25 protein-coding genes, 1 tRNA gene and 1 pseudogene are annotated in these 23,316 nt (G+C 57.5%); 11 read left to right on the top strand and 16 right to left on the bottom strand.

The features are described from left to right. Positions 1-96: 96 nt before the first annotated feature. The 12 genes from mgtE to C4N24_RS12900 all read right to left on the bottom strand — a co-directional run bounded on the left by mgtE (position 97) and on the right by C4N24_RS12900 (position 13,031). The gene (mgtE, locus tag C4N24_RS12960) at positions 97-1,473 is read right to left on the bottom strand and encodes a magnesium transporter (RefSeq protein WP_112091754.1); all 1,377 of its coding nucleotides are present in this window, start codon (positions 1,471-1,473) and stop codon (positions 97-99) included. A gap of 249 nt (positions 1,474-1,722) precedes the next feature. Further along, positions 1,723-2,679 carry a TPM domain-containing protein gene (locus tag C4N24_RS12950; protein ID WP_112091753.1) on the bottom strand — a complete coding sequence of 319 codons (957 nt, stop codon included), beginning with the start codon at positions 2,677-2,679 and terminating at the stop codon, positions 1,723-1,725. Further along, complete coding sequence (locus tag C4N24_RS12945) at positions 2,676-3,434, bottom strand: LemA (protein ID WP_112091752.1); 759 nt, start codon at positions 3,432-3,434, stop codon at positions 2,676-2,678. Before C4N24_RS12945 ends, C4N24_RS12950 begins: the two co-directional genes overlap by 4 nt. Position 3,435: 1 nt before the next feature. Continuing rightward, positions 3,436-4,587 (bottom strand): toxic anion resistance protein, encoded by a 1,152-nt coding sequence (locus C4N24_RS12940; protein ID WP_112091751.1) that lies wholly within the window; start codon positions 4,585-4,587, stop codon positions 3,436-3,438. Positions 4,588-4,630: 43 nt separating this feature from the next. Continuing rightward, positions 4,631-5,260: a 5-bromo-4-chloroindolyl phosphate hydrolysis family protein gene (locus C4N24_RS12935; RefSeq protein ID WP_112091750.1), complete on the bottom strand. Its 630-nt coding sequence runs from the start codon at positions 5,258-5,260 to the stop codon at positions 4,631-4,633. A 103-nt stretch (positions 5,261-5,363) separates the two neighbouring features. After that, positions 5,364-5,852, bottom strand: coding sequence for a DNA-deoxyinosine glycosylase (locus C4N24_RS12930; RefSeq protein ID WP_112091749.1), 489 nt, complete (start codon positions 5,850-5,852; stop codon positions 5,364-5,366). Beyond that, positions 5,849-6,742, bottom strand: a complete 894-nt coding sequence (locus tag C4N24_RS12925; protein ID WP_242983275.1) for an HAD family hydrolase — start codon at positions 6,740-6,742, stop codon at positions 5,849-5,851. The genes C4N24_RS12930 and C4N24_RS12925 overlap by 4 nt, the downstream gene beginning before the upstream one ends. A gap of 489 nt (positions 6,743-7,231) precedes the next feature. After that, positions 7,232-8,119: a putative manganese transporter gene (locus C4N24_RS12920; protein ID WP_112091747.1), complete on the bottom strand. Its 888-nt coding sequence runs from the start codon at positions 8,117-8,119 to the stop codon at positions 7,232-7,234. Between the two features lie 701 nt (positions 8,120-8,820). Further along, positions 8,821-9,591, bottom strand: coding sequence for a tRNA threonylcarbamoyladenosine dehydratase (locus C4N24_RS12915; RefSeq protein ID WP_112091746.1), 771 nt, complete (start codon positions 9,589-9,591; stop codon positions 8,821-8,823). Positions 9,592-9,601: 10 nt separating this feature from the next. Continuing rightward, on the bottom strand, positions 9,602-10,705 hold the full coding sequence (gene mnmA, locus C4N24_RS12910; protein ID WP_112091745.1) for a tRNA 2-thiouridine(34) synthase MnmA: 1,104 nt from the start codon (positions 10,703-10,705) through the stop codon (positions 9,602-9,604). A 68-nt stretch (positions 10,706-10,773) separates the two neighbouring features. Then, positions 10,774-12,096 (bottom strand): CCA tRNA nucleotidyltransferase, encoded by a 1,323-nt coding sequence (locus C4N24_RS12905; protein ID WP_112091744.1) that lies wholly within the window; start codon positions 12,094-12,096, stop codon positions 10,774-10,776. Continuing rightward, entirely contained in the window at positions 12,093-13,031 is a 939-nt protein-coding gene (locus C4N24_RS12900) for a ribonuclease Z (RefSeq protein ID WP_112091743.1), read from the bottom strand. Before C4N24_RS12900 ends, C4N24_RS12905 begins: the two co-directional genes overlap by 4 nt. 113 nt (positions 13,032-13,144) lie before the next feature. On the opposite strand from C4N24_RS12900, the gene C4N24_RS12895 reads away from it, so the two are divergent. The 3 genes from C4N24_RS12895 (at position 13,145) to C4N24_RS12885 (ending at position 15,539) form a co-directional block, all read left to right on the top strand. Beyond that, entirely contained in the window at positions 13,145-13,327 is a 183-nt protein-coding gene (locus C4N24_RS12895) for a hypothetical protein (RefSeq protein WP_112091742.1), read from the top strand. Positions 13,328-13,463: 136 nt separating this feature from the next. Further along, positions 13,464-15,122 carry a glutamine--tRNA ligase/YqeY domain fusion protein gene (locus tag C4N24_RS12890; protein WP_112091741.1) on the top strand — a complete coding sequence of 553 codons (1,659 nt, stop codon included), beginning with the start codon at positions 13,464-13,466 and terminating at the stop codon, positions 15,120-15,122. Positions 15,123-15,149: 27 nt separating this feature from the next. After that, positions 15,150-15,539, top strand: coding sequence for an FMN-binding protein (locus tag C4N24_RS12885; RefSeq protein WP_112091740.1), 390 nt, complete (start codon positions 15,150-15,152; stop codon positions 15,537-15,539). Positions 15,540-15,594: 55 nt separating this feature from the next. On the opposite strand, the gene C4N24_RS12880 is transcribed toward C4N24_RS12885, so the two are convergent. Both C4N24_RS12880 and C4N24_RS12875 read right to left on the bottom strand, forming a co-directional pair. After that, positions 15,595-16,587: a D-2-hydroxyacid dehydrogenase gene (locus tag C4N24_RS12880; RefSeq protein ID WP_112091739.1), complete on the bottom strand. Its 993-nt coding sequence runs from the start codon at positions 16,585-16,587 to the stop codon at positions 15,595-15,597. Positions 16,588-16,725: 138 nt separating this feature from the next. Next, positions 16,726-17,073, bottom strand: a complete 348-nt coding sequence (locus C4N24_RS12875) for an Hpt domain-containing protein (RefSeq protein ID WP_112091738.1) — start codon at positions 17,071-17,073, stop codon at positions 16,726-16,728. 334 nt (positions 17,074-17,407) lie between these two features. Between C4N24_RS12875 and C4N24_RS12870 the strand changes: the two genes are divergently transcribed. Together C4N24_RS12870 and C4N24_RS12865 are read left to right on the top strand one after the other, a co-directional pair. Continuing rightward, positions 17,408-17,492, top strand: a tRNA-Tyr gene (locus C4N24_RS12870). A gap of 153 nt (positions 17,493-17,645) precedes the next feature. Continuing rightward, complete coding sequence (locus tag C4N24_RS12865; RefSeq protein WP_112091737.1) at positions 17,646-17,897, top strand: DUF6061 family protein; 252 nt, start codon at positions 17,646-17,648, stop codon at positions 17,895-17,897. Positions 17,898-17,995: 98 nt separating this feature from the next. On the opposite strand, the gene C4N24_RS12860 is transcribed toward C4N24_RS12865, so the two are convergent. Beyond that, complete coding sequence (locus C4N24_RS12860; RefSeq protein WP_223474620.1) at positions 17,996-18,172, bottom strand: hypothetical protein; 177 nt, start codon at positions 18,170-18,172, stop codon at positions 17,996-17,998. Between the two features lie 17 nt (positions 18,173-18,189). Continuing rightward, positions 18,190-19,455 carry a plasmid recombination protein gene (locus C4N24_RS12855; protein WP_112091736.1) on the bottom strand — a complete coding sequence of 422 codons (1,266 nt, stop codon included), beginning with the start codon at positions 19,453-19,455 and terminating at the stop codon, positions 18,190-18,192. A 139-nt stretch (positions 19,456-19,594) separates the two neighbouring features. Between C4N24_RS12855 and C4N24_RS12850 the strand changes: the two genes are divergently transcribed. The 6 genes and pseudogenes from C4N24_RS12850 to C4N24_RS12825 form a co-directional block, all read left to right on the top strand. After that, positions 19,595-20,074, top strand: coding sequence for a DUF2975 domain-containing protein (locus C4N24_RS12850; protein WP_112091735.1), 480 nt, complete (start codon positions 19,595-19,597; stop codon positions 20,072-20,074). Positions 20,075-20,084: 10 nt separating this feature from the next. Further along, entirely contained in the window at positions 20,085-20,291 is a 207-nt protein-coding gene (locus C4N24_RS12845; RefSeq protein WP_112091734.1) for a helix-turn-helix domain-containing protein, read from the top strand. Between the two features lie 709 nt (positions 20,292-21,000). Then, positions 21,001-21,831, top strand: coding sequence for a helix-turn-helix domain-containing protein (locus C4N24_RS12840; protein ID WP_112091733.1), 831 nt, complete (start codon positions 21,001-21,003; stop codon positions 21,829-21,831). Next, positions 21,815-22,480, top strand: a complete 666-nt coding sequence (locus tag C4N24_RS12835; protein ID WP_112091732.1) for a sigma-70 family RNA polymerase sigma factor — start codon at positions 21,815-21,817, stop codon at positions 22,478-22,480. Before C4N24_RS12840 ends, C4N24_RS12835 begins: the two co-directional genes overlap by 17 nt. A gap of 64 nt (positions 22,481-22,544) precedes the next feature. After that, entirely contained in the window at positions 22,545-23,075 is a 531-nt protein-coding gene (locus C4N24_RS12830) for an RNA polymerase sigma factor (protein WP_112091731.1), read from the top strand. Then, positions 23,068-23,316 (top strand): annotated as a pseudogene (locus C4N24_RS12825) (DUF4367 domain-containing protein); the annotation flags it as partial. The gene C4N24_RS12830 and the pseudogene C4N24_RS12825, both read left to right, overlap by 8 nt.

Raw genomic sequence — 23,316 nt, 5'->3', positions numbered from 1 at the left:
GCGATAAAAAGTTGAATTGCTATAAGCCCCTGCGCAAAGAAAAACAGGAACCGGCACACATTACATTTGGTGCACCGGTTCCTGTTTTATTTCTTATCACGCAAGATGGAACAGATCGATCAGCACGACCATGGCAAGGCCATAGTAGACCACAACCGCCACCAGATCGTTGATCGTAGTGATCAGCGGGCCGGAAGCAACCGCCGGGTCGATATGGATCTTGTGGAACAGCATCGGGATCAGCGTGCCCACCAGACTGGAAATGACCATGGACACGATCAGCGACAGCCCGACGCAGCCGGACAGCAAAAACGCCGAGGTCCAGACATAGCCCTTGAAAAAGTGGATGTAGCATCCCAGAAACCCCAAGGCCATCACGGCCAGAATTGCACCGTTCAACAGACCCACGCGGGTCTCCTTCCAGAGCAGCTGCAGCTTTTTGGAAAGGGTCAGGTTTTCATCCACCAGCACACGGATGGTCACCGCCAGCGACTGGGTGCCAACGTTACCGGCCATATCCAGCACCATGGACTGGAAGCAGATGACCACCGGCAGCACCGCCACCACTGATTCAAACGCGCCGACGACCGAGGAGACCAGCATCCCGAGGAACAGCAAAGCGATCAGCCACGGGAGACGCTTTTTCACGCTTTCAAAAACGCTTTCGTTCAGATCCTCCTCGCCGGTCAGACCGCCCAGCTTTGCGTAATCATCGCCCATCTCATCATCGACCAGCTCGACCACATCGGACGATGTGATGATGCCCACCAGCTTGCCGGCATCGTTCAGCACCGGCAGGCTGCGCTCCGCGTAGTCCACGATGCGGTCGATACAATCGCTGATCTGCTCCCGGTCTGTGACGTAGGGATAAGAGCGGACGATCAGGCTTTCCAGACTTTCCTCTGCACGTGCAATGATGAGGTCTTTCAGGTCGATTGCACCATAGAAGTGCTCGTTTTCGTCCACCACATACAGCGTGGAGATGTTATCGTTTTCTCCGGCCTGCTTTACCAGCTCGCTCATCGCCTGCCGGATGGTCATATCGTTTTTGATGGAGATGTAGTTGGTTGTCATTCTGCTGCCGATCTCATCCTCGTCATACGAGAGCAGCATCTTCACATCTTCAACCGAGTCTTTGTCCAGCTTGTTGACGATCTCGTTCTTATCGGTATCGTCAAGGTCTTCCAGCGCGTCCACCGCATCGTCCGAGTCCATGTTGGAAATGACCTTTGCGGCTTCATGGCTGGGCAGCTCTTTCAGGTACGGCTCGGCATCGTCCAGATAAGTAAAGATCTCGGCAACAGTATCCACGCCCAGAATGGAATAGAGCGATTGACGTTCGGCGGGGGTCAGTGACTCCAACGCATCCGCCAGATCCTTTTCATGGTAATCAGACAGTTTTTCGGCCAGCTCTGCCTTGGGCAGACCGCTGTGAATGATGCTCAGAATTTCCTGCACATAATTCTTCTGCATGGTAGTTCCTCCTGATTCCGCGAGCTTGACAAATCAAAATTCATCGCTCCGCTTGAAATTTTGCACTTCATCATAGCACATCCGGTATGTGGCGGCAACCCTGCCAGCGTGAATTTTTTGTAAAATATCGGTACAATTCAACACACTTCTTTTTGTGCTCATAACTGTATCGCATAAAAATACCCCCATACTGGGTGTCCAGTATTGGGGGTACATATCAAAGCCACTGCCTTTCTCTTTTTATTTTCATTACCGCCCACGGCCACCGCCGCCGCCGTGGCTGGAACCGCCGCCCATGCCGCCGAAGCCGCCGCCAAAGCTGCCGCCGCCGAAACCGCCGCGCCCGGCACCACCCCCGAAGGAGCCGCCGCCCATGCCGCCAAAGCCACCGCCGCGCGGAGGCCGGGGGCCACGGGAGCCACCGTAGTAGCCGCCCGGCGGGGGCGGCGGCGGGCCGCGGCGGCCACGTCGTCTGTAAGGAGGACGGGGTCCGCCGAAGCACCACAGCCAGCCGCAGGGGCTGGCAAAAACATAGGCCATTGACCGGATGATGACGATAAGCAGAACAGCGCCGACCACAAGGGTCAAGATGTCGGTCAGGGTGCTGCCGCCGCTGCTCTGCCCGCCCTGATAGCCGGGCTGCACGGTACTGCCGTTGCCGGTGCTGCCGGAAAGGCTGACGCCGTAGATGTCCGCAATGGTGTTTGCCACGTTCCGGGCACAGGTGGTCACTGCACCGTCATAATCCTTTGCGGCGAACTGATCCTCCATGGTCTGGGCGATGGCGCTGGACTGCTTTGCCAGCGTGGTGTTGCGGAAGCCATCGCCGTAGGTCAGGTAGTAGTCGCCGTCCGCGTACTGCGCCGATTCCATTACCAGCAAAATCAGCACGCCGTTATTCTGGGAGGACGAACCGATGCCCCAAGCGTTGAAAGCCTGTGTGGCGTAATCCTCTGTGGAATCATTGCCCGTGTATTCTACTGTCAGTACACCGATCTGTGCGCCGCTGCAGCTGGATTCCAGCTGGGCGTTCAGTTCGGTGATGGTCTGCACGGTGCTGCTGCTCAGCACACCGGCATCGTCCACCACACACTCGCCCTTGGGCAGGCTGGGCAGTTGGGCGGCAAAGGCCGCCGGGCACAGCACTGCCGCGCTGACCACCACGGCCACCACCAGTGCGCTGATGCGTTTTGCAAAGTTTTTCATGCGAAGGGCTCAACCTCCTTTACGCCGGACAAAGCTCCCAGCACACTGGCCGGGAAGCCGCCAACATCCTTCTGATATTCATACACCGCCGTATTGTACTGCAAGGTGCCGATGATGGTGGCTGCACTGTTGAACTGGCCGTACCGCCCCTGCACCGCGCCCATCTTCATGGGGTCGGCGGCCTGCTCCTGTAATTTTGCATACAACTGGTCGATGGCAGTGCCCAGTGCCTGATCGGCCTGATACAGCGCGTGCATCGTGCTGCCCTGATAATAGGGCAGCGAGGTCATCGTCTGGCTTTTGCCGCCGTTCTGCACCGCTTGCAGACAAGCGGAGAAATCATTCAGCGCCGTCTGTGCGGCCAGCACTTCGGCGCTGTCTGCGCCAAGGGTATTGGATGCGGTGGTGAGGATATTTGCGGCCGTGTTCTCCCGGGTGGTCAGTTCCTCGCTCAGGTTATAGCCGTTGTCGGCGGCGACCCCTGCGGTGAACCACTGGCGGGCGGTGTTGTACTTGCCGCGCAGCTTGGCGCTGCCAAAGCCAAAGAAAGCCGCCAGCATCACCACTACGCTCAAAGCCAGCGCCGCCGCCCGGGTGGAAAGCGCAGCGGGCAGCTTTGCTTCCAGTGCGGCCAGCTTCTGCTGGCGGGGCGTCAGCCTTACGGTCTGCTCCGGCTGGGCTTTTTCGCGGTAGCTGCCCGCGTCAAAGCCGCCGGGAGCGGTTTGTTTGTTCTGAGAAAAATCAGCGTTTGCCATTTCAGCTCCGGATCTCCATCATTTTGGTTTTCAGCTCGTCCTCGATGCGGGTCAGCTCCTGCTCGGCGGCGGCACGCTTTGCGCGTCCCTCGCTCTGGATCTTGTTCAGCTCGTCCAGCGTCTCGATCAGGCTCTTGTTGGTCTGCTGCAGGGTCTCGATATCCACGATGCCGCGCTGGCTCTCCTTGGCGGTCTCGATGGTGCCCATCTTCAGCGCCTCGGCGTTCTTCTTCAGCAGGTCGTTGGTCATGTTGGTCACGGCGCGCTCTGCCTGCATAGCCTGCTGGCTGTGTGCCAGACCCAGTGCCAGCACCATCTGGTTCTTCCACAGCGGGATGGTATTCACGATGGTGGACTGGATCTTTTCCGCCATCATGGTGTTGTTGTTTTGCAGCAGACGGATCTGGGGGCCCATCTGCAGGCTGATATTGCGGGTCAGCTCCAGATCATACAGCTTTTTCTCAAAACGCTCGCACTGGTCGGCAAGGTCGCGGGCGGCCTGTGCATCCTCCGGCAGGCCGGAGACCTTGGCCTTGTCCATAGCCTGCTGCAATTCGTTGGCACGCACATCTGCCAGCTTTTTCTTGCCGGCAAGGATATACATACTCAGCTCCTTGAAGTAGGCCATGTTCAACTCGTACATCTTGTCCAGCATGGCGATATCCTTGAGCAGCTGCACCTGATGGGCTTCCAGCATGGACTGGATCTTTTCCACGTTGGTCTCGGTCTTGTCGTACTTGGTCTTGAGGGCATCCAGCTGGCTGGTTTTCTTTTTGAAGAAGCCCATGATGCCCTTCTGCTGTTCCTCGTTGGCGTCAAAGCTCTTCAGCTCGCCGATGAGGTCGGTGATCATATCGCCCACCTCGCCCAGATCCTTGGTGGACACCTTGGAGAGGGCTGCTTCGGAGAAATCGCCGATCTTCTTCTGGCAGGCAGAGCCGTACTGCAGCACCTGCTGGCTGTTGGTGATGTCGATCTTCTGGGCAAACTGATCCACCATGGCCTGTTCCTCGGGGGTCAGGTTCACCTGTGCTTCCGGGGCAGGAGCAGCGGCGGGCTTTTCCTCCTGCGGCACAGCGGCGGGGGTGGGGTCCAGCGTCAGGGTGGGCACTGCGGGGGCATCCAGATCAAAATTCAGGGTATTGTCAGCCATAAGTGATTCCTTCCTTTCAAAATCCCGAGGGGATATTCCAGTTTTACTTGCTCAGACCCTGCCCTTTCAGCATATTCTGCAAAACGGTCAGGTCTGCGGACAGATCCATGCTCTCTGCCGCGTACAGGGCATCCAGCTGGTTTTCAAAAGCCGTGGCAATGGAGGCAGCGTTGTGCTCCACCTCGGCGCGGATGGCGGCGGCGTTCTCGCCCCGCACACCCTGCTTTGCAAGCTTGGCATATTGCTGCAAAACGTTTACGGCGTCCGGCAGATAGTAGTTGGCAAATCGGCGCACCTGCTTTGCCTTGGCGGGGTTTGCTTCCACGGTTTCCACGATGGAGCGTCCTGCCTTTTCCATGCGGGTCATGGCGGCAGACAGCTGCGGGTCGGGCAGTGTCTCGTTCAGCGCGTGCAGAGTGTCCAGCTTCTGCTGGATATCGGTCAGCATCTGATCCACATCCTCCACACCGGTGTGGAAGGGTACTTCCCGCTCCACCACCCGGGGCGGGCAGGTCTTTTTTGCCACGCCAAAGGCCACGACGGCACCGCCCAACGCCACCAGCAGCGCCCATAATTTGTATACCGGCAGCACCGCGCACAGTACCACGAACACCAGCGCCATGGCGTAAAAAGGCAGCACGCTGGGCTTTTGGGTGCGGATGATCTTGCTCATGGTCATTTCTCCTTGTCCGGGGCAGTGCGCCCCTTATGATATCCATAATACAACGTCCGCAAAAAAACGCAAGTATCCCGCAAAAGAATTTACAGCCTTGTCATCATTTTACGATCCAGTCCACCAGCGCAGCGCCCCAAAGCTCCTCCAGCCGGGCGGGGCTGCAGGCGGCGTTGGCGGGACTTGTACTTGGCAGACGGACAGCCGGGATGCCGGTAAGCGGCTGCTGATATTTTGTATAGATACGGTAGGCTGTGGCACCGTTGCAGAACACCGCCCGGATGGGCGCCTTGCGCAGCAGCCCGGCGATATCGTTGGGCACCACATCCCGGATAGAAGCATCCGACGCCCCGGTGATGGTGCAGCTTTCCAGCGTATCCCACAGCGCCAGCCCGTGGCGCAAAAGCAGCTGTTTTTTGGCGGCGATATCCTCCCGCACGGGCAGCGGCTCCCCGGTCAGCGCCGCCAGCAGCGGCCAGAACCGATTTTGCGGATGACCGTAGTAAAAGGCCATCTCCCGGCTTTTGGGGCTGGGCCATGTGCCTAAAATCAGCGCCCGGCTGCGGTCATCGTACACCGGTGCAAAGCTCATAAGCTGCCGCCTGCACTTTCAATGTTGCCCCATGCAGAGCCAAAGTCCTTGCCGGAGGGCTCCGCGCGGGGGCCGTCGAACCACAGCTCCTCGATCAGCGCCGCCACGCCGTCCTCCCGCACGTCCCCGATGATCCGGTCGGCAGCGGCCTTGGCGTCCGGGGTGCCGTTTGCCATGCAGGCACTCAGGCCCGCGACTTTCAGCATCCCCACATCGTTGGCAGAATCGCCCACAGCCACAGCATCCGCCAGCGTAAGCCCCATCTGTGCACACAGGTCGGCAAGCCCTACGCCCTTATCCATACCGCCGCGCACGATATCGTAGTAGCAGTAGCCGTCCGCGTTCTGCGCGCCCGTCTGCATCCAGTGCAGGCCAAGGTAACCGTATTTTTCGTGGAAGCGCTCCACCTCCTGCGGCGGCATGGCGGCAAAGGCGGCGTGGGGCATATCCAGAAGATGCCTGTCCTGATCCTCGCCGTCCACGCAGTCCAGCCCGGGGCTGTTCATCATCTGATAGCCGGTGTGCAGATACTCGTACTCGCAGTAGGCGTAATAGGCATCCCGGAAGTTGAATTGCAGCGGGTAGTTATAATCCTCACAAAAATCCACCAGCACATACATCTCCTCGCTGGTAAGCGGATGCTCGGCTATTACGTTGCCCTGCCTGTCCACCACGCAGGCACCATTGCAGGTAATGGCGTAGTCGTACCGGATGCCGCCCAACTGGTTTTTATCCCGGATGCCCGGGTAGGAGCGGCCGGTGCTGAGCACGAATTTGCCCCCGGCGGCTTGCAGCTTTTTCACCGCCTTTACCACCGCCGGGCGGGGCTTTGCTTCTCCAAAGGGCATCAGCGTGTTATCATAATCGCTTGCCAGAATCTTATATTGCATGGTCATCTCTCCTGTGTGCATCGTTTTCTCCCAGTATAACACATTTCAAAGTCCAGTGGGAGAGGGGGAATATCAAAAATGCCCTCCGCTTGCGCTCTGGGCAAATATAGCGGAAACTTCTTTTGATATAGGGCGTTTGTCGCGCTCTGCGGAGCGCTCCAAACGCATTTTTCACGGAAAGGGTCGTAAAGACAAGATACAGCCTTTCCCGCAGCGCCGCGCTTTCGCAGAAAGCGGCGCTGCAAATGCCGTTTTCCTCCACGACCCCACCTGTGAAAAAGGGGTTCAGAAACGCCCGCAGGCGTTTCTGAACCCCAAAATTATAGCAGTTTGCGTTTTTAATGCACAAGCAACATCCGCAAACTGCATATCGCAAATATGCCGTTTTAATGGGCACTATTTTTGAAAATTGCGATAAAAATAATATTTCCTTAGCTTATGCGCAAAGCAAACGCGGCGCGCATTTCAAATCGTTTTCTTCACGGGAAATCAGGCAAACACCGCCACGACCACCTGCATGGCTACGCCCACAAAGGCACCGGCGGCCCATGTCAGGCCGGTGATGAAGAGGTTCTGCTTCCACGAGGGGTTGGCGCGCCACAGCACCGCCAAGCCCACACCGGCACCGGTGCACAGACCCGCCACAAGGCTGGAAAAGCGCAGTGCACCCTCCACATACAGCTGGGTCAGCAGCACGCTGGCGGCGCAGTTGGGAATCAAGCCCACCAGAGCCGCCACCACCGGCTGGAAGAAGCCCATGCCGCCCAGCACCTCGGCGAATACGTCCTCGCCTACGCCCTCTACGATCATGCCGAACACCAGACTGAACACGAAGATGAACACAAAGATCTCCAGCGTGTGGCGCAGCGCTGCCTGCCAGATGGGCTTTTCGTTGCCCTCGGCATCGCTGTGCTCCTCGTGGCAGTCCACCTCGTCCGCATGGCCGGTGTAGCCGCCCCGCAGACCCTTGGGCAGCACGCCCCGCAACACAAAATCCAGCACAAAGCCCACCACGATGGCGTACAACACCTTGATGACCATCAGAACAGCCAACTTATCCCAGTAAGCGGGCATGGAGACCAGCAGCGGGATCGCTTCGTCGCTGGTGGCAAGGTACACCGCCATCAGCGTGCCCAGCGTGATGACCCGGGAAGCGTAGAAGTTGGACGCAATGGCGGAGAAGCCGCACTGCGGCACACAGCCCAGCACTGCGCCCGGCACAGCGCCCCAGCGCCCGCCGCCCGCCAGCAGCGTCTCGATGCGCTCGCCGTGGCGGTGCTCGATATACTCGATCAGCAGGTAGGCCAGAAACAGAAAGGGCAGCATCTTGGCGGTATCCACCAAGGTTTCGCCCAAAACATCCAGAAACAGTTCCATAAATAATCGCTCCAAAGACCCGCAGGGGGTCGTCTCTCAACAATTTGCAATCAGTTTGCATTTTCGTGCAGGGAAGATTATACACGATATGCTTCCCAATTGCAACACCAAATTGCAAATTGGTTGCAATTTTATGTTATGGAACGTTGCTGCGTGCAAAAAAGCGTGATTTCGAATGATCTCCGCGTCTTACGGGTTGCGGCACCCTACATTTGCAGCGTTGCTGCCGGTGAAATTTTCTGCTTGCCGCAAGCGTGCAAAAACGCTCCGCTGGGCCAGAGGCAGGGAGGGGTGTTCCGACTCCCCCCTCCCTACCTCTGGACTCCACCCACCCCGCAACGGGCCAAGGGCTGCTCGCCCTTGACAATCCTAAAGAAGTAGTCGAAGCACAAAAAAGCTAGCGCTGCGCCAGTCGGCGCTAGCGCTTTAACGCTTTTTTCGCTTCTCCATTTATAGCCCCTCAGTCGCTGCGCGACAGCTCCCCCAGGGGAGCAAGCGCACCCGCAGCGCCGCGCTTTCGTAGAAAGCGGCGCTGCAAATGCCGTTTTTCTCCACGACTCCACCTGTGAAAATGGGGTTCAGAAACGCCCGCAGGCGTTTCTGAACCCCGAAATAAAAAATAATATTTCCTTAGCTTATGCGCAGAGCAACGCGGAGCGCATTCCAAATCGTCCCACGCTGCAAGGAAGCCGCGGTCTGTTTTATCCCTTCAGCGGTACAAAGCCCACAAGGTCTTTGACGACCTCGCCGCCGATGATCAGACCGGCTACCGAAGGCACAAAGGCGTTGGAGCCCGGCACGGTGCGCCGTGCAGTGCACTTGCGCTGAGTGCCCGGGGGACAGATGCAGTGGTTCTTGCAGCTGATGGAGTCATCCTCGATGGGGGTCATGGCAGGCTCCTTGGAGTAGACCACCTTCAGGTGCTTGATCTTGCGCTTGCGGCACTCGGTACGCATCACCTTGGCCAGCGGGCAGACCGAGGTCTTGTAGATGTCGGTCACCTCAAAGCGGGTGGGGTCCATCTTGTTACCTGCGCCCATGGAGCAGATGATGGGGGTGCCCGCTTCCTTGCACTTCATCACCAGCGCCAGCTTGCCTGTAACGGTGTCGATGGCGTCCACCACATAGTCGTACTGGGTAAAATCGAAATCATCCTGCGTCTCCGGGCCAAAGAAGCACCGGTGGGTGGTCACCTTGATGTTGGGGTCGATATCGTGGATGCGCTGTTCCGCTACATCCACCTTATATTGTCCCACCGTGCTGCGGGTGGCGATGATCTGACGGTTGAGGTTGGTCAGGCAGACCTTATCGTCATCGATCAGATCCAGTGCGCCCACGCCGCTGCGTGCCAGCGCCTCCACCGTGTAGCCGCCCACGCCGCCGATGCCAAACACTGCCACCCGGGCGTGGTGCAGCTTTTCCATAGCCTCTGCACCCAGCAGCAGCTGAGTGCGGGAATACTGATCCTGCATTTTGTTCTCCTTACTTTTCTACGCGGGTGATGGTGCCGCCGCCCAGCACCACATCGCCCTGATACAGCACGGCAGCCTGTCCCGGGGTGGGGGCACGCTGGGGCTGGTCAAATTCCAGTCGGAAGCCGTTTTCTGCGGGGTAAACGGTGGCCTGCTGCTCGGCCTGATGATACCGGGTGCGGGCGGTGACCCGCAGCGGCCCGGTCAGCGCCGGGATGGCGATCCAGTTCACATCCTCTGCGTAAACGATGCGGTCAAACAGTTCACTTTCCGGCCCGACCGTAACGGTATTGGCCTGCATATCCTTGCCGCAGACGTACACCGGTGCGCCCAGCGCAAGACCAAGCCCCTTGCGCTGTCCCAGTGTGTAGCGCACCGCGCCGCTGTGGGTGCCCACCACCTTGCCGCTCTGATCCAGAAAATCTCCGGCGGGGTAGTGCTTGCCGGTAAACTGCTCCATAAAGCGGGCGTAGTCGCCGTCCGGCACAAAGCAGATATCCTGACTGTCGTGCTTTTGGGCGTTGATAAAGCTGTGCTCCTGCGCGATCTCGCGTACCTCGGTCTTGTGCAGCGCACCCAGCGGCAAGCGGATATGCGCCAGCTGCTCCTGCGTAAGGTTATACAGCACATAGCTCTGATCCTTGCCCTCGTCCAAGCCCTTTTTCAGCAGCCAGCGGCCGGTTTCTGCGTCCTGCTCCACCCGGGCATAGTGGCCGGTGACCACATACTCCATGCCGTGCTCTGCGGCCCAGTCCAACAGGTGGCGGAACTTCATATATTTATTGCAGTCGATGCAGGGGTTGGGGGTGCCGCCCGTCTCGTAGACGCGGATGAATTTTTCAATGATCTGTGCCCGGAAGTCGGCGGTGAAATCCAGCACCTGATACGGCATATCCAGCGCAAAGGCCACCTCGGCGGCATCCTCGATATCTTTTTCCGAGCAGCAGGTCTGGTAACCGGACTGTCCCAGCGTTTCGTTGTGGGTAAGCCGCATGGTGATGCCGGTGCAGTCGTAGCCTGCCTGCTGCATCAGGCAGGCCGCCACCGAGCTATCCACGCCGCCGCTCATGGCAATGAGGGCGCGGGGACGGTTTGCAGGGTTCTGAGTGGTCATAGATTCTCCTTTTATGGGTTCAACATACTAAAGCAGTAGTATAATACTACCGCAGCATAAACCGCTTGTCAAGACGCTATAATTTTCTGCGCCGCAGCCAGCAGCGCCGGTTTTTCGTTGGGATATTCTGCGTGGATGACGCCGTCCAGCAGCGCTTCCAGCACCCGGCGCAGCGCAGGCCCTGCCGGGATGCCCGCTGCCATCAGGTCGCGGCCGTTCACCGCCAGCTGGCTCACCCGGCAGCATACGCCGTCGGCTTCCAGCTGCCGCGCCCGCTGCGCCGCAAGGGCGCAATCCGGGGCATTCTGCGGGTGCAGCGCCGCGCACAGTGCACACAGCCGCTCCACGGTGCACAGCCCGTATCGGCCTAAAATCTGCCGAAGGTGGATATCACCGGGGTGTGCAGAAGCTTTCTCCTCGGACACGAGTCGGGCCATTCCATCGCCCGCCCTACTGCCTACGGCAGCAGGGTCCCACCCCAGCGGACGGTCCTCGGAGAAACTTCTGCACACGCCCTCCCCCGCCGTTTCCCGCACCAACACGGCGGTCTCCTCGATACAGACGTTGGAGCAGCGCAGCCGTTTGAGCACACGGCGGGTGGCGCTTTCGCCCAAACTGCGCAGCAGCGCCGCCCAGCGCACCGGCAGGTTTTTCTCCCCCGCCGGGCAGGCATCCACCACCGGCTTTGCGGCATCAAGTGCCGCCGGGGTCAGCTCCGGCAGTACCACCGCCAGCACTGCGGGTTCCAGATACGCCCCCGGCTGCGGGGCGGTCAGCAGCTTTGCCAGCTCCTCCTGAATGCGCTCGGCAGAGATGCAGTCCAAATGGGGTGCCAGCTGCCGCGCCGCCCGGGCGGTGGCAGCGTCCAGCGCAAAGCCGAACCTTGCGGCAAAGCGATACAGCCGCAGGATGCGCAGCGCATCCTCGGTAAAGCGCTGCTGCGGCTCCCCCACCGCCCGCAGCAGACCGTTTTGCAGATCTTTTTGTCCGCCAAAGGGGTCTACCAGCCCCTCGGCTTCATTATACGCTATGGCGTTGATGGTAAAATCCCGCCGGGCAAGGTCCTCCCGCACATCCGGTACGAACTGCACTTCGTCCGGGTGACGGCCATCGGTATAGCTGCCCTCGGTGCGAAAGGTAGTGGTCTCGTACAGCTGCCCGCCGTATTTGATGGTGACCGTTCCGTGCTGCAACCCGGTGGGGATGCACTGCTCTGCCCCAAACAGTTCCATCACCTGCTGCGGCAGGGCGCTGGTGCACAGGTCCCAGTCGTGGGCGGTGCGCCCCAAAAGGCTATCCCGCACGCAGCCGCCCACGGCATAGGCTGCGTAGCCCGCTGCGTGCAGGGTGTCCAGCAGGGCAGCTGCCCCGGGGTCAAGTGTCAGCTTCATTCCTCGTTCTCCTCGTAATGCAGGGTGATGCGCTTGCCGTCAAAGCCGCATTCTGCCGCCGGGAAGATGCTTTGCGCCTGTGCAAGCTGCTGTTCCGGGTCAGTGATCATGGGGGAATAGTGCACCAGCCACAGCCGCTTTGCCCCGGCCTTTGCAGCCAGCGCCGCGCTCTGTCCAAAGGTGCTGTGCCCCCACTGCGCGGCCTGCTCCTGCTGCTCCGGCAAAGCATAGGTGGCATCGCAGAGCAGCAGGTCTGCGCCCTGCGCCGCCTGCTCCAGCGTCGGGCAGGGCGCACTGTCGCCGGAAAAGACGAACCGCAGCCCCTTGCGGGGTGCGCCCAGCACCTCGGCGGGCTGCACCATGTGCTCTGCCAGCGGCACAGCCTGTCCCCGCTGCAAAAGCCGCCACTGGGTCACCGGTACGCCCAGCGCCCGCGCCTTTTCCGGGTCGAACCTGCCCGCCCGGGGCAGTTCCAGCCGGTAGCCCAGACTGCGTACCCGGTGCTTTGTTGCCACCGGCAGCAGCGCTGCCCCGGCGGGCCACCCATCCGAAAGCGCATCCAGCGCCACCGGCTGCCCGGCGCGGCAGACAAGCGGCTTTACCGCGTAGGGCAGCGGCCCGGTCAGGGCATACACCGCCCGCCAAACCTCCAAAAGCCCCTCCGGCCCCAGCAGCACCAGCGGGCGGGTGCGTCCCTGCGCCCCAAGGGTCTGCAAAAGCCCGGGCAGGCCAAAGATATGGTCCCCGTGGTAGTGGGTCAGGCAGATGGCGTCCGCACGCATCAGGTTCACCCCGGCGCGGCGGGCGGCGGTCTGGGTGCCCTCGCCACAGTCCAGCAGCAGGCTGTGCCCGCCGCACTCCGCCACAGCGGCGGTCAGGGCGCGCTCCGGCAGCGGCATGGTGGCAGCCGTGCCCAGCAGTGTAATGGTCAGCATAAGCAGTTCCTCCGTGGTTCTTCCCTGTTATCTTACCACAAACCCCGCCGGTGCACAATTCTTTCTGCTGCGTCATAAGCTGGGCAGAGCCTTGAAAAAGGAGGGCACAGCCTATGCAGCGCGATCGCAGAAAACGACATCCCCCCGCCCGGCACCCGGTGCTTTTGCGCCGGGTGCTGCTGGTGCTGTGCATTCTGGCGGTGCTGTGGCTGGGGTACAGCTGCATGATGCCGCAGCTACTTTTTTCTGCCCGGGGCACCATGATCTTTGTGCCGGACCCGCCGCTCCGGCGGTAAACGGAAAACACATTCCTTCAGCACCGCGCCATCCCCCGCCGCACAAGTCCATACTTGAAGAAAAACGCAAAATAGTGTATTATATAGTATTATGAGTATAAGGGGCACGCTGTGTGCCCTGACAGGGGGAACCTATATGGCTGATAAAAACTTTCTGACAGATATCATCGATGCCGACCTTGCCGAGGGCAAGGTGCAGCAGATCCACACCCGCTTCCCGCCGGAGCCCAACGGCTATCTGCACATCGGCAGCGCCAAGGCCATCTATATCAACTGGTCCATTGCCAACCAGTACGGCGGCAAATTCAACCTGCGTCTGGACGACACCAACCCCGCCCGCGAAGGCGAGGAGTATGTCAACAGCATCATCGAGGATCTGCACTGGCTGGGTGCCGATCCCAACGGCGGCATCTTCTACGGCAGCGATTACTTTGATAAGTGCTATGAGTACGCCGAGAAGCTGATCACCGAGGGCAAAGCTTATGTGGATGACCTGACCCGCGAGGAGATGCGCGAGTACCGCGGCTCCGATGCCGGCAAGCCCTCCCGCCCCTCTCCGTGGCGCGACCGCAGCCCGGAAGAGAACCTTGACCTGTTCCGCCGGATGCGTGCCGGTGAGTTCAAGGAAGGCGAAAAGACCCTGCGCGCCAAGATCGATCTGGCAAGCCCCAACATGAATATGCGCGACCCGGCCATCTACCGCATCAAGTACGCCGAGCATCACCGTCAGGGCAGCAAGTGGTGCATCTACCCCATGTACGACTTCGCCCACCCCATTCAGGACGCCATCGAAGGCATCACCCACAGTATGTGCAGTCTGGAGTTCGAGAACCATCGCCCGCTGTACAACTGGGTCATTGAGAACATCTTCGGTGCCGAGTTCCCCAAGCAGCGCGAGTTTGCCCGCCTGAACATGACCAACACGGTCATGAGCAAGCGCTATCTGCGTGAGCTGGTGGAGATGGGCATCGTGGACGGCTGGGACGATCCCCGTATGCCCACCCTGTGCGGTCTGCGCCGCCGCGGCTACACCCCCACCTCCATCTTCACCTTCGTGCGGGAGGCCGGCATCTCCAAGTCTGACAACCTGATCGATATGCGTCAGCTGGAAGCCTGCATCCGCAGCGAGCTGGATCTGACCGCACAGCGCCGCATTGCCGTGCTGGAGCCGGTCAAGCTGGTGGTGGACAACTACCCCGCCGACAAGACCGAGTACTTTGACGTAGCCAACAACCCCAACCGTGAAGCCAACGATACCACCACCCGCAAGGTCGCCTTTACCCGCGAGCTGTGGATCGACGCCGAGGACTTTGCCGAGGTGCCGCCTCCCAAGTTCAAGCGTCTGACCGTGGACGGTGAGGTGCGTCTGATGGGTGCTTATATCGTCAAGTGCACCTGCGTGGACAAGAACGCCGACGGCAGCATTGCCGCCATCCACTGCACCGCCGACCTCGAGACCGGCAACGGCAACCCCGCCGACGGCCGCAAGGTCAAGGGCACCATCCACTGGGTAAGCGCTGCGCACTGCGTGGACGCCGAGGTGCGTCTGTACGACAAGCTGTTCACCGAAGCCAACATGAACGGCATCCCCGAGGGCAGCGATTACAAGGACTACCTGAACCCGGAAAGCGTTACCGTACGCACCGGCTGCAAGCTGGAAGAGAGCCTGAAGGACGCAAAGCCCGGCGAAAAGTTCCAGTTCGTGCGCACCGGCTTCTTTACCCCGGACAGCAAGAACCCCGGCGTGTACAACCGTGTGGTCACCCTGCGTGACAGCTTCAAGCCCGCAAAATAATCACCCGCAAGGAGAAGATACCATACCATGACCGCAAAAATGACCCGTAATATCCTGCTCATGCTGGTGGCCACCGTGCTGATGGGCATTATGCTGAACCTGTATATCCACAACACCGGCACCGTACCCGCTGCCGACAACGCCGCTCCCCTGACCGACGGCAGCTACACCTCTGCTGCACAGGGCTGCATGGGCGAGGTGACTGTCACAGTCACCGTGACCGGCGGCAAGGTGACCGCCGTGCAGGTGGACGCTTCTGCCGAGACCCCGGAGCTGGGCGGCAAAGCCGCTGAGACACTGGCTGCGCAGCTGACACAGACCGGCTCCACCGCTGGTGCAGACGCTATAACCGGTGCTACCCTGACCAGCGAGGCCATCTTTACCGCCATGGACGCCTGCCTTGCGCAGGCGCAGTGATGCTGTAAACCACAGAAACAAAAACTGCCGCACAGTTGTGCGGCAGTTTTTTGTTTTACAGTGTGCTTTGCAGCCGTGCGCCGCTGGCGTACTGGGTGCGGCGGTCCATCTGGTTATCCAGCGGCTGACCGGCGGCATAGCGCCTGAGGTTGTGCGCAAAGATATCCACGATGTTGTCCAGTGTCTTGGGCAGGCTGAAGCCGCCGGTGACATGGGGCGTGATGATCACGTTGGGCTCTGCCCACAAGGGATGCTCCGGCGGCAGCGGCTCGGGGTCCGTCACGTCCAGCCCTGCACCGGAGAGCTGCCCGCTGTGCACCGCCGCCGCCAGTGCCTCGCCGTCCACAGCAGTGCCCCGTCCCACATTGAGCAGGATGGCACCGGGCTTGCAGAGCGCCATCCGCCCGGCGTTGAACAGATGCCGTGTCTCCGGCGTGTCAGGCAGGCTCAGCGCCACAAGGTCGGCCTGCGGCAGCTCTGCGTCCAGTTCGCTCTGCGCCACCACACGGGTGCAGTAGTCCGGGCAGGGGGTGTCCGGGTGCACGGTGCGGCGCACGCCCACCACCTCGGCTCCCAGCGCATGAGCCCGCCGGGCAAAGTTAGAGCCGATATCGCCCATGCCCACGCACAGCACCCGGCTGCCCGCGATGCTGCCCACAGAGTGGCCGGTGGGTGCCCAGCGGTGCTCCCGCTGGTTATCCCGGTAGGTGGGCAGCTCCTTGAGCAGGCTGAGCCACAGCGCCAGCATACACTCGCTGATGGCCAGCCCGTAAGCGCCGGTGGCGTTGGTCACGATGCAGCCCTCCGGCAGCACCCCCGGCTCCAGATAGTTATTAGGGCCGGCTGCGTTGGACTGGAACCACTCCAGATGATCGTTTTGCCGGATCAGCGGCACCGGCAGGTTGCCCAGCACGGCATCGGCCCACAAAGCATCCTCTGCCGTGGCGGTGTCCGGGGTGGTAAAACGGTATTCAAAGCCCTGCACTGCCTCAATGCGGGCTCTCTGCTCTGCACTGATGGGCAGGCAGACAAGGATATGTTTGGACATAATAGGGTCTCCTTCCCTCTTTTTGTCTATCATACCGCAAACTGCGCGGCAGTACAAGGGGCGGCTCTGCTGTTTTCAGCCGTACCCTATAAAAGAACAATGCCGGACAGCCCAAAAGCCGCCCGGCATCACATTTTTTCAGTCCAGCGCGCGGATAGCGTCCACCGTGCGCTTGTACTGCTCTGCCACCTTTGCAAACTGCTCCTGTGTACCCTCCAGCTGTCCTGCACGCAGGGTCTCGGTCAGGGTATAGGTGGGCGCGTATAGGTTGGAGAAGCCCAGATTCTGGCAGACGCCCTTGAGGGTATGCGCCCCGCGGAACGCCTCTTTTACATCTCCCCTGCGCAGTGCTTCCTCCAGGATCTGAAAGCTGTCGTCCTGCAAAAACATCCGCACAAATTTGCAGATCATGGCCTCGTTATACAGCCGCCCCAGTACCTCCTGATAGTCCGCACCCATTTTTTTATAGCATTCCTGTATCGTCATAGCTTACGCCGTGCCTTTCTTTTTCAGCTGTCGTTTACTTTCCCACCGCCGCATTTCACGGTGATACAGTGCTATGATAGCACCTTTCCACCTTTCTTGCAACTATAGTGCAACAAATTATGTGATTTATATAATTTTTGCCTTCTCTTTTCGGCAGTTGCACCAAAGCAGCGCCCTGTTCCCGTAAAAAGCACCTGTCATCGCATCCTTTCCTGCCTTTGTCGGATGCTGTTTGAATTTACTAAAAAAAAGTAAAAAAGACAGTTGACAAATCCCCCTTCTCATGCTAAAATAAACAAGTCGTCCGGCGTACGGATGTGCAACAAATGAATATGGGCGTGTTCCCGAGTGGCCAATGGGGACAGACTGTAAATCTGCTGCTTTCAGCTTCGGTGGTTCGAATCCACCCGCGCCCACCAAACAAGAAAAATCCGAACCTGTTTCCGATTGGAGAAGGGTTCGGATTTTTCGTTTTCTTCGGGTACAACAATGAAGGCTCCCGTGGACGGCGTAAAACTCCGATACCTTGTCATAGACCGTAACCACACAATAAGCGTTTGGAGGACACGATGATGAAGTACGATGCAAGAGCCTGTTCGTTCAACATGGATACCGGGTGCGTGGAGTTGACTCTCCAAGATGGGAGAAAAATTTCCATTGACTGCACCGGGGTCGAAGAGGCTCTGGATGTTACCATGGCACAGCGAACGGAACTGGACTATCTCATCTATAACGACCCGCTGGCGTATGCCGAACTGATTTTGAACGGAAACCCGAAGGAGTATCTGAAAAACGCAGCCGGAAGCCACGGACTGGAAGATTAAGGGCAAAAAAATAAGAGGTGTGCCCAAGCGGACACACCCCGGTAAGAAACATCTATGTAAAGCAGGGCGTTCCCTTCTCTGGGAGCGTCCTGCTGTTTTTATGCGGCAACAGGCAAGGCTTGTAGTGCTTCCTGCTCTTTCAGCCATTCCTCATATTCACGCTGGCCTTCTTCACTGTTGAAAAACTCAACCATGGAGGGATAAAAGCAACGTGCAAGGGTCTTGATTGCTTCATCCGGGTAGCCGGATTTGTTTAACTTCTTCTTTTTGTTCAAATGGTATCCTCCGAAAATCAAAGTTCCATATCTTGCCCACGCTTACGGTTTTGCTGCGGCACATTCATGGTGTGCTCCTGCTTGGGGGCAAGAATCTTTTCCAGAAAGCCACGCACCAGTTCGGGCGCACGGTGGAGAGCATCCAGATAGGGTTTCACGTCGTACCACAGGTCGTGGTACTTGTTGCTCCAACGAACGGCCTCTTTCTTGGCGGTGGAAAGTTCTTCTTTCAGGCGGCGGTTCTCCACATCCATCATATAGCCGTGGTCGGCTTGCTTTTTCAGCTTGGAAAACTCTTCTTCGGTCAGCGAATAGTTGCCGAGAAAGGTGCGCTTACCAATATAATCCAGATCGCGCGCATGAATGAGGGCTTCTTTCGTGAGCGTGGCCTTTTTCTGCACAGCGGCAAGTTCCTTCTCCTTTTTGGAGAGGGTCTGACTGGTTTTGGCAAGCGACTGCGCCTTTTGGTCGGCTTGGGCGGTCAGGCTGTCCAGACGTTCCTGCTCCCGCTGGACTTTGAACTGGGTGACGGTCAGGTGTTCTTCGGTGCTGCCGCGCTCACCGCGCTTTACATCCGTGTACCCGGCATTGCGCATAAAATTGAAGAAGTTGTCCTGCAAGATGCTGTACGACTTCTTCAGGACTGGTTTGCCGTTCTTTTGCAGGACAGTCTTTCCGGCATCGTCCAGCAGGGGCTTGGATGCCCACTTCTTGCTCCGGCTGACCTGCATGACAGTCTCCTTTACGGTGCCGACCAGTGCCTTGTCCTTGCAGCGTTTCGACCAGAGGATCTGCTTTTCCACCACAGGCACATAGACCACATGGAGATGGTAGTGGTAGACCTCCCGGCCTAGTGCTTCGGTCATGGCACGGTTGATCTCATCGGCGTGCATGACTGCCGAGAGGATATACTGCTCACCACCCACGATCTGAACGGCTGCTTTGTAGGCATCCGCATAGAATTGCTTGGCGAACTCGTAGCCACCGTGATTGTCAAAATAGGCCGAGTTGACATCAAAGACAAGCTCGCAATAATGGGTGGCATCCGGCTTCAGGCCGCGCGTTGAAATCGTACCAGCGGTTTCCAGTTGGGCGAACAGGTCAGTGTAGCTGGCGGTTGGCTTTTTGAAGTGGACGTTCCATGCAGCGCGCTGGGGGATAATATCGGGGTTCCGATAGCTGTCCTTTTCGCGCTCGTTGTGCTGCTGGGTGTTACCAACGGCCTTATCCGAAACGGCGAGATTCCGGACACTGGTGCGGTCAACGCCATCGTTTCTTGCCAAAGGGCATCCCTCCTTTCAAGGGGTACTGTTTAACACTCTTACTCATAATGCAGATGGTTTTGCTGATAAACGATAAAAATATATTGATTTTCAATTTAACGTGTGCTATTCTAAATGTGAAATCAAAGGGGGATGCAATATGGGTAAGAATGATTTTCGGGTTGATACAACTTCTTCCGAGAAAAAGACGTTTTTCAAAAAGAAACAAACACTTCTCGGACTGGCATTCTTACTGACTGTTCCGCAAATGTTCAGTGCAGTGATTCTTCCTATTCAATGGCTTTTGGGTGCAAGGCATGGAGTGGCTCTTAATGTCACTTCCATTGCATCGCAGGAACTGTATTTCCTTGTAATGACGATTGCCGGAATCTCTGTTTTGAAGATGATGCTTAGTGATAAAACTTTTTCTAAAACGCTGGTTCAATGCACTCGTCTTGAAGGCTATCTTATTGCGGTTGCATCTGTGATATTTCCGCTTTTACCGGGATATCAAGCGTCTGGTTCGACCTTTTTCTTCTGTGATTCAGTATTGCTGTTGCCTGGAGTACTTCTGATTATCATGGCTGAGTTGTTGAAAGAAGCTGTTGCGATGCAGAAGGAATTGAACGAAGTTCTTTAAGGGGATAAGAATGGCAATCATACTACGATTAGACCGCATTATGGCAGACCGAAAGGTTTCCTTGACAGAACTTTCTGAACGTGTTGGAATCTCTATGGCGAACCTCTCAAATCTAAAGACCGGAAAGGTTAGAGCAATTCGTTTTTCTACACTGGATGCAATTTGCCGGGAGCTTCATTGTCAGCCGGGAGACATTTTAGAATACGATGAAACATAGAAGGAGTCGGGACAGGTACATTCCGTTATGCGGCTTTTCTTTAGGCGAACAGCTTGTTTGCGGTGGGGAGATGCACTTCTTCGGAAGTGTAATAACCCACTATAACACTTTCATCCCTATGGGCTGCAAAGTGTAGTGGGCTCTTCGAGGACTCTCCGAGGGGGAACGTCTCCTGCGGGAAAGCTACGATCAAATTCGCACAATGCGAACTTGATTGCTCCGTACGCATCTGAAAAAATTGCGTACGGAATTCAAATAACCCGTACGGTCTGTACGGTGTACGGAAATCTAAAATACAAACGATAATACGTTTAAATTTTCTTCAATTTGCCGCGCGGGTGCGTACAAGTACAGACCGTACAGGTTGTACGAACTTCTTCCGTGAAAAAATGCACTTTTTATGGACAGGGGTGGACAAGCGGCTCGATGCCCACAAAGCCCCGCACCCTGCGGCCACCGGGCAGGGCGATGTTATGTACTGCACCAGAGTACCCCAAAGTGGGAACTCTGGTGTTTTTTTGTTTCCTGCCTGAATATACGGAACATTTTGCAGAAAGAGCAAAAAAGCGGCAAAACTGCAACGGAAAAAGAAAAATGCCCTCACTGGTTGCAGGGCTGCAACAGCAAGGGCAGAGAGGAAACCGTATATTGAACAAAACGGCAGAGCGTATTATAATGAGGAAAAAGCTCAAAAAGGAGGGCCGACCACATGGCACAGGAATATCTGCCCGCACCATCCAACATCCGTCTTGCGGACTTGATGAAAGAGCACAACATCAGCCAACCAGAGCTTGCCAAGGAACTCGGCTGCTCCAAGAGCACCATCAACCGTTTTATCAGTGGCGCAAAAGGAACTCTGACCCATGAGCAGGTGCTGAAGATCGCAAGGCTGTTCAACGTGTCCACGGATTTTTTGCTTGGAGAAACCAATATCCCCGACCGCAAGAATTACGACATTGCCGAACTGGGCTTGTCCGTAGAAGCCGCAAAGAACCTCTACACAGGGCGTGTCAATGCAGAGGTGATCAACCTGCTGTTGGAAAACGCCCGCTTTGCAGAGCTTACTTACCGCATAGCGCAGTATTTTGATGATACCTTTGCATCCGGTATCGCGGCACAGAACGCCATGCTCACGACACTGAGCACCCTGCTGCGCACAAAGGTCAAGACCCCGGAAGCAGCCAAGGCTGCAAAGGACATCAGCCTTCGGAGAAAGCCTGTGTACCAAGGCGACCTTGATGATATTGAGACGTACTTCATGGCAGCGGTCAAGGAGATCAAAAAGGGTATCGGGAGCCATTACGCCGAACAGGAAGCTATGAGTAAGAAAGTGGCAGAGAAGATATTCACCGAATTGACCAAGGGGCAGGATGTACAGCACCCAACGATTACAGCAGAGCAGCTGACGGATGCAATGTTGGACAGTGTTTCGGGCATGGAGGGAGCCACGCCGGAAGCACTGGAACAGCTGCGAAGCGGTCTGTTGGGAATCTTGCGGTCTGCCGCAGAGCAGGAAAACGCCCATGAAGCAGACGAATGAGCGACTTTGTGCGTTGGCACAGAAAGGCGATGCCGCGGCGCTGGACAGCCTGATCGACAACAACAAGTCCTTTATCGGCAAGGTGGCAAATGATCTCTTCCGCAGTATGAATCTGGCACAGGCTGGCTTGAACCTTGACACGGACGATTTGAAACAGGCGGGCAATCTGGGTTTGTGGAAGGCCGTGCCGAAGTTCGATGCAGCGCGCGGCATGAAGTTCCTGACCTATGCGGCTCCTGCCATTCATAACGCCATGATGGACATGGTACGGGATGCCTTTGCCACTTTTGAACAGCGGATGGTGACGGAGGATAAGGACGGTATCTGCTACCAGCGCGTTTCGCTGGACGATGTTCTGCCGGGAGAAGAGCAGCTGCGGCGCATTGAAGCCATAGCCGACCCTTATGCCATGCAGCCGCAGAGCATTATGGAAGAACAGGAATCACGCCGGGAGTTATATGAGGGCCTGAAACGGCTGACCCAACGGGAGCAGACCTATCTGCTGTACCGCTATGGCTTTACCGATGGCGAGGAACATCCGCTGATCGGCACGGCGATATACTTTCACCTGACAAAAGGCCGCGCCAAAAAGACGGAGGAACAGGCCATGGATAACCTGTGGCTGGAACTGCCGTGGTGGTTTGATTGAATGGGCAGAGAGGAATTGTGTCAAATTGACATAATTCCTCCCGATAAGAGGGATGTGAGCGAAAATGCTGGCAATGTATCTGGCAGTTCTGGATGACCAGAGCAGTGAAGAACAGTTTAAAGATGTATATAATACTTACAAGCGGCTGGTCTACCATACCGCTTACAAAATTATGGGCGATTCGTATCTGGCAGAAGATGTACTGCAAGAGGTGTTTTTGTACGTTGCCAAAAATTTTTCTAAAATTCATCGAGAAAACTGTCACAAACTTGCCGCTTATCTCGTTAGTTGTAGTAGAAGCCGTGCATACGATATGCTTCGCAAGCAGCGAGAAGAACCGCTGGAGGAAGTCCCGGACGCACCAGATGACGCCCCGGTGCCGGATGATGCAGCAGTCAGCACCGACAACATCGAACACCTGACAGAACTGATCGGACAGATGAAACCGATGTACCGTGACCCACTGCGCCTTTTGGCAATGGGCTACACCAACCAGGAGATTGCCAAATCGCTTGGACTGACGGACGAAGTGGTTCGGATGCGGCTTTTCCGTGGAAGAAAACTATTGTGGAAGGAGTTGAACAGCCATGAGTGAGAGGGCAGAAGTTTCTTTTGATGCTGCATTGATGATGGCACTCCGTGCAGATGCACAAAAAGAGCTGGATGAGCTGCCAAGTCCGGCCCAGCTTAAGGAACGCTACCCGGACACGTCCCGATGGGATGCTCGCCTGCAAGCGGCGTTGCATAAACGCCGCCCTGTGCTGAAACGGGTGCTTGTTGCAGCCCTGACGCTGGTAATTTTAACTCTCGGTGCGCTTGCAGTAAGCGCAGACTTC

Origin of the sequence: Faecalibacterium prausnitzii, assembly GCF_003287405.1 — a bacterium.
Taxonomy (GTDB): domain Bacteria; phylum Bacillota; class Clostridia; order Oscillospirales; family Ruminococcaceae; genus Faecalibacterium; species Faecalibacterium intestinale.
Note: the sequence above shows the minus strand (reverse complement) of the source record. Positions and strands in the feature narration are given on the sequence as shown.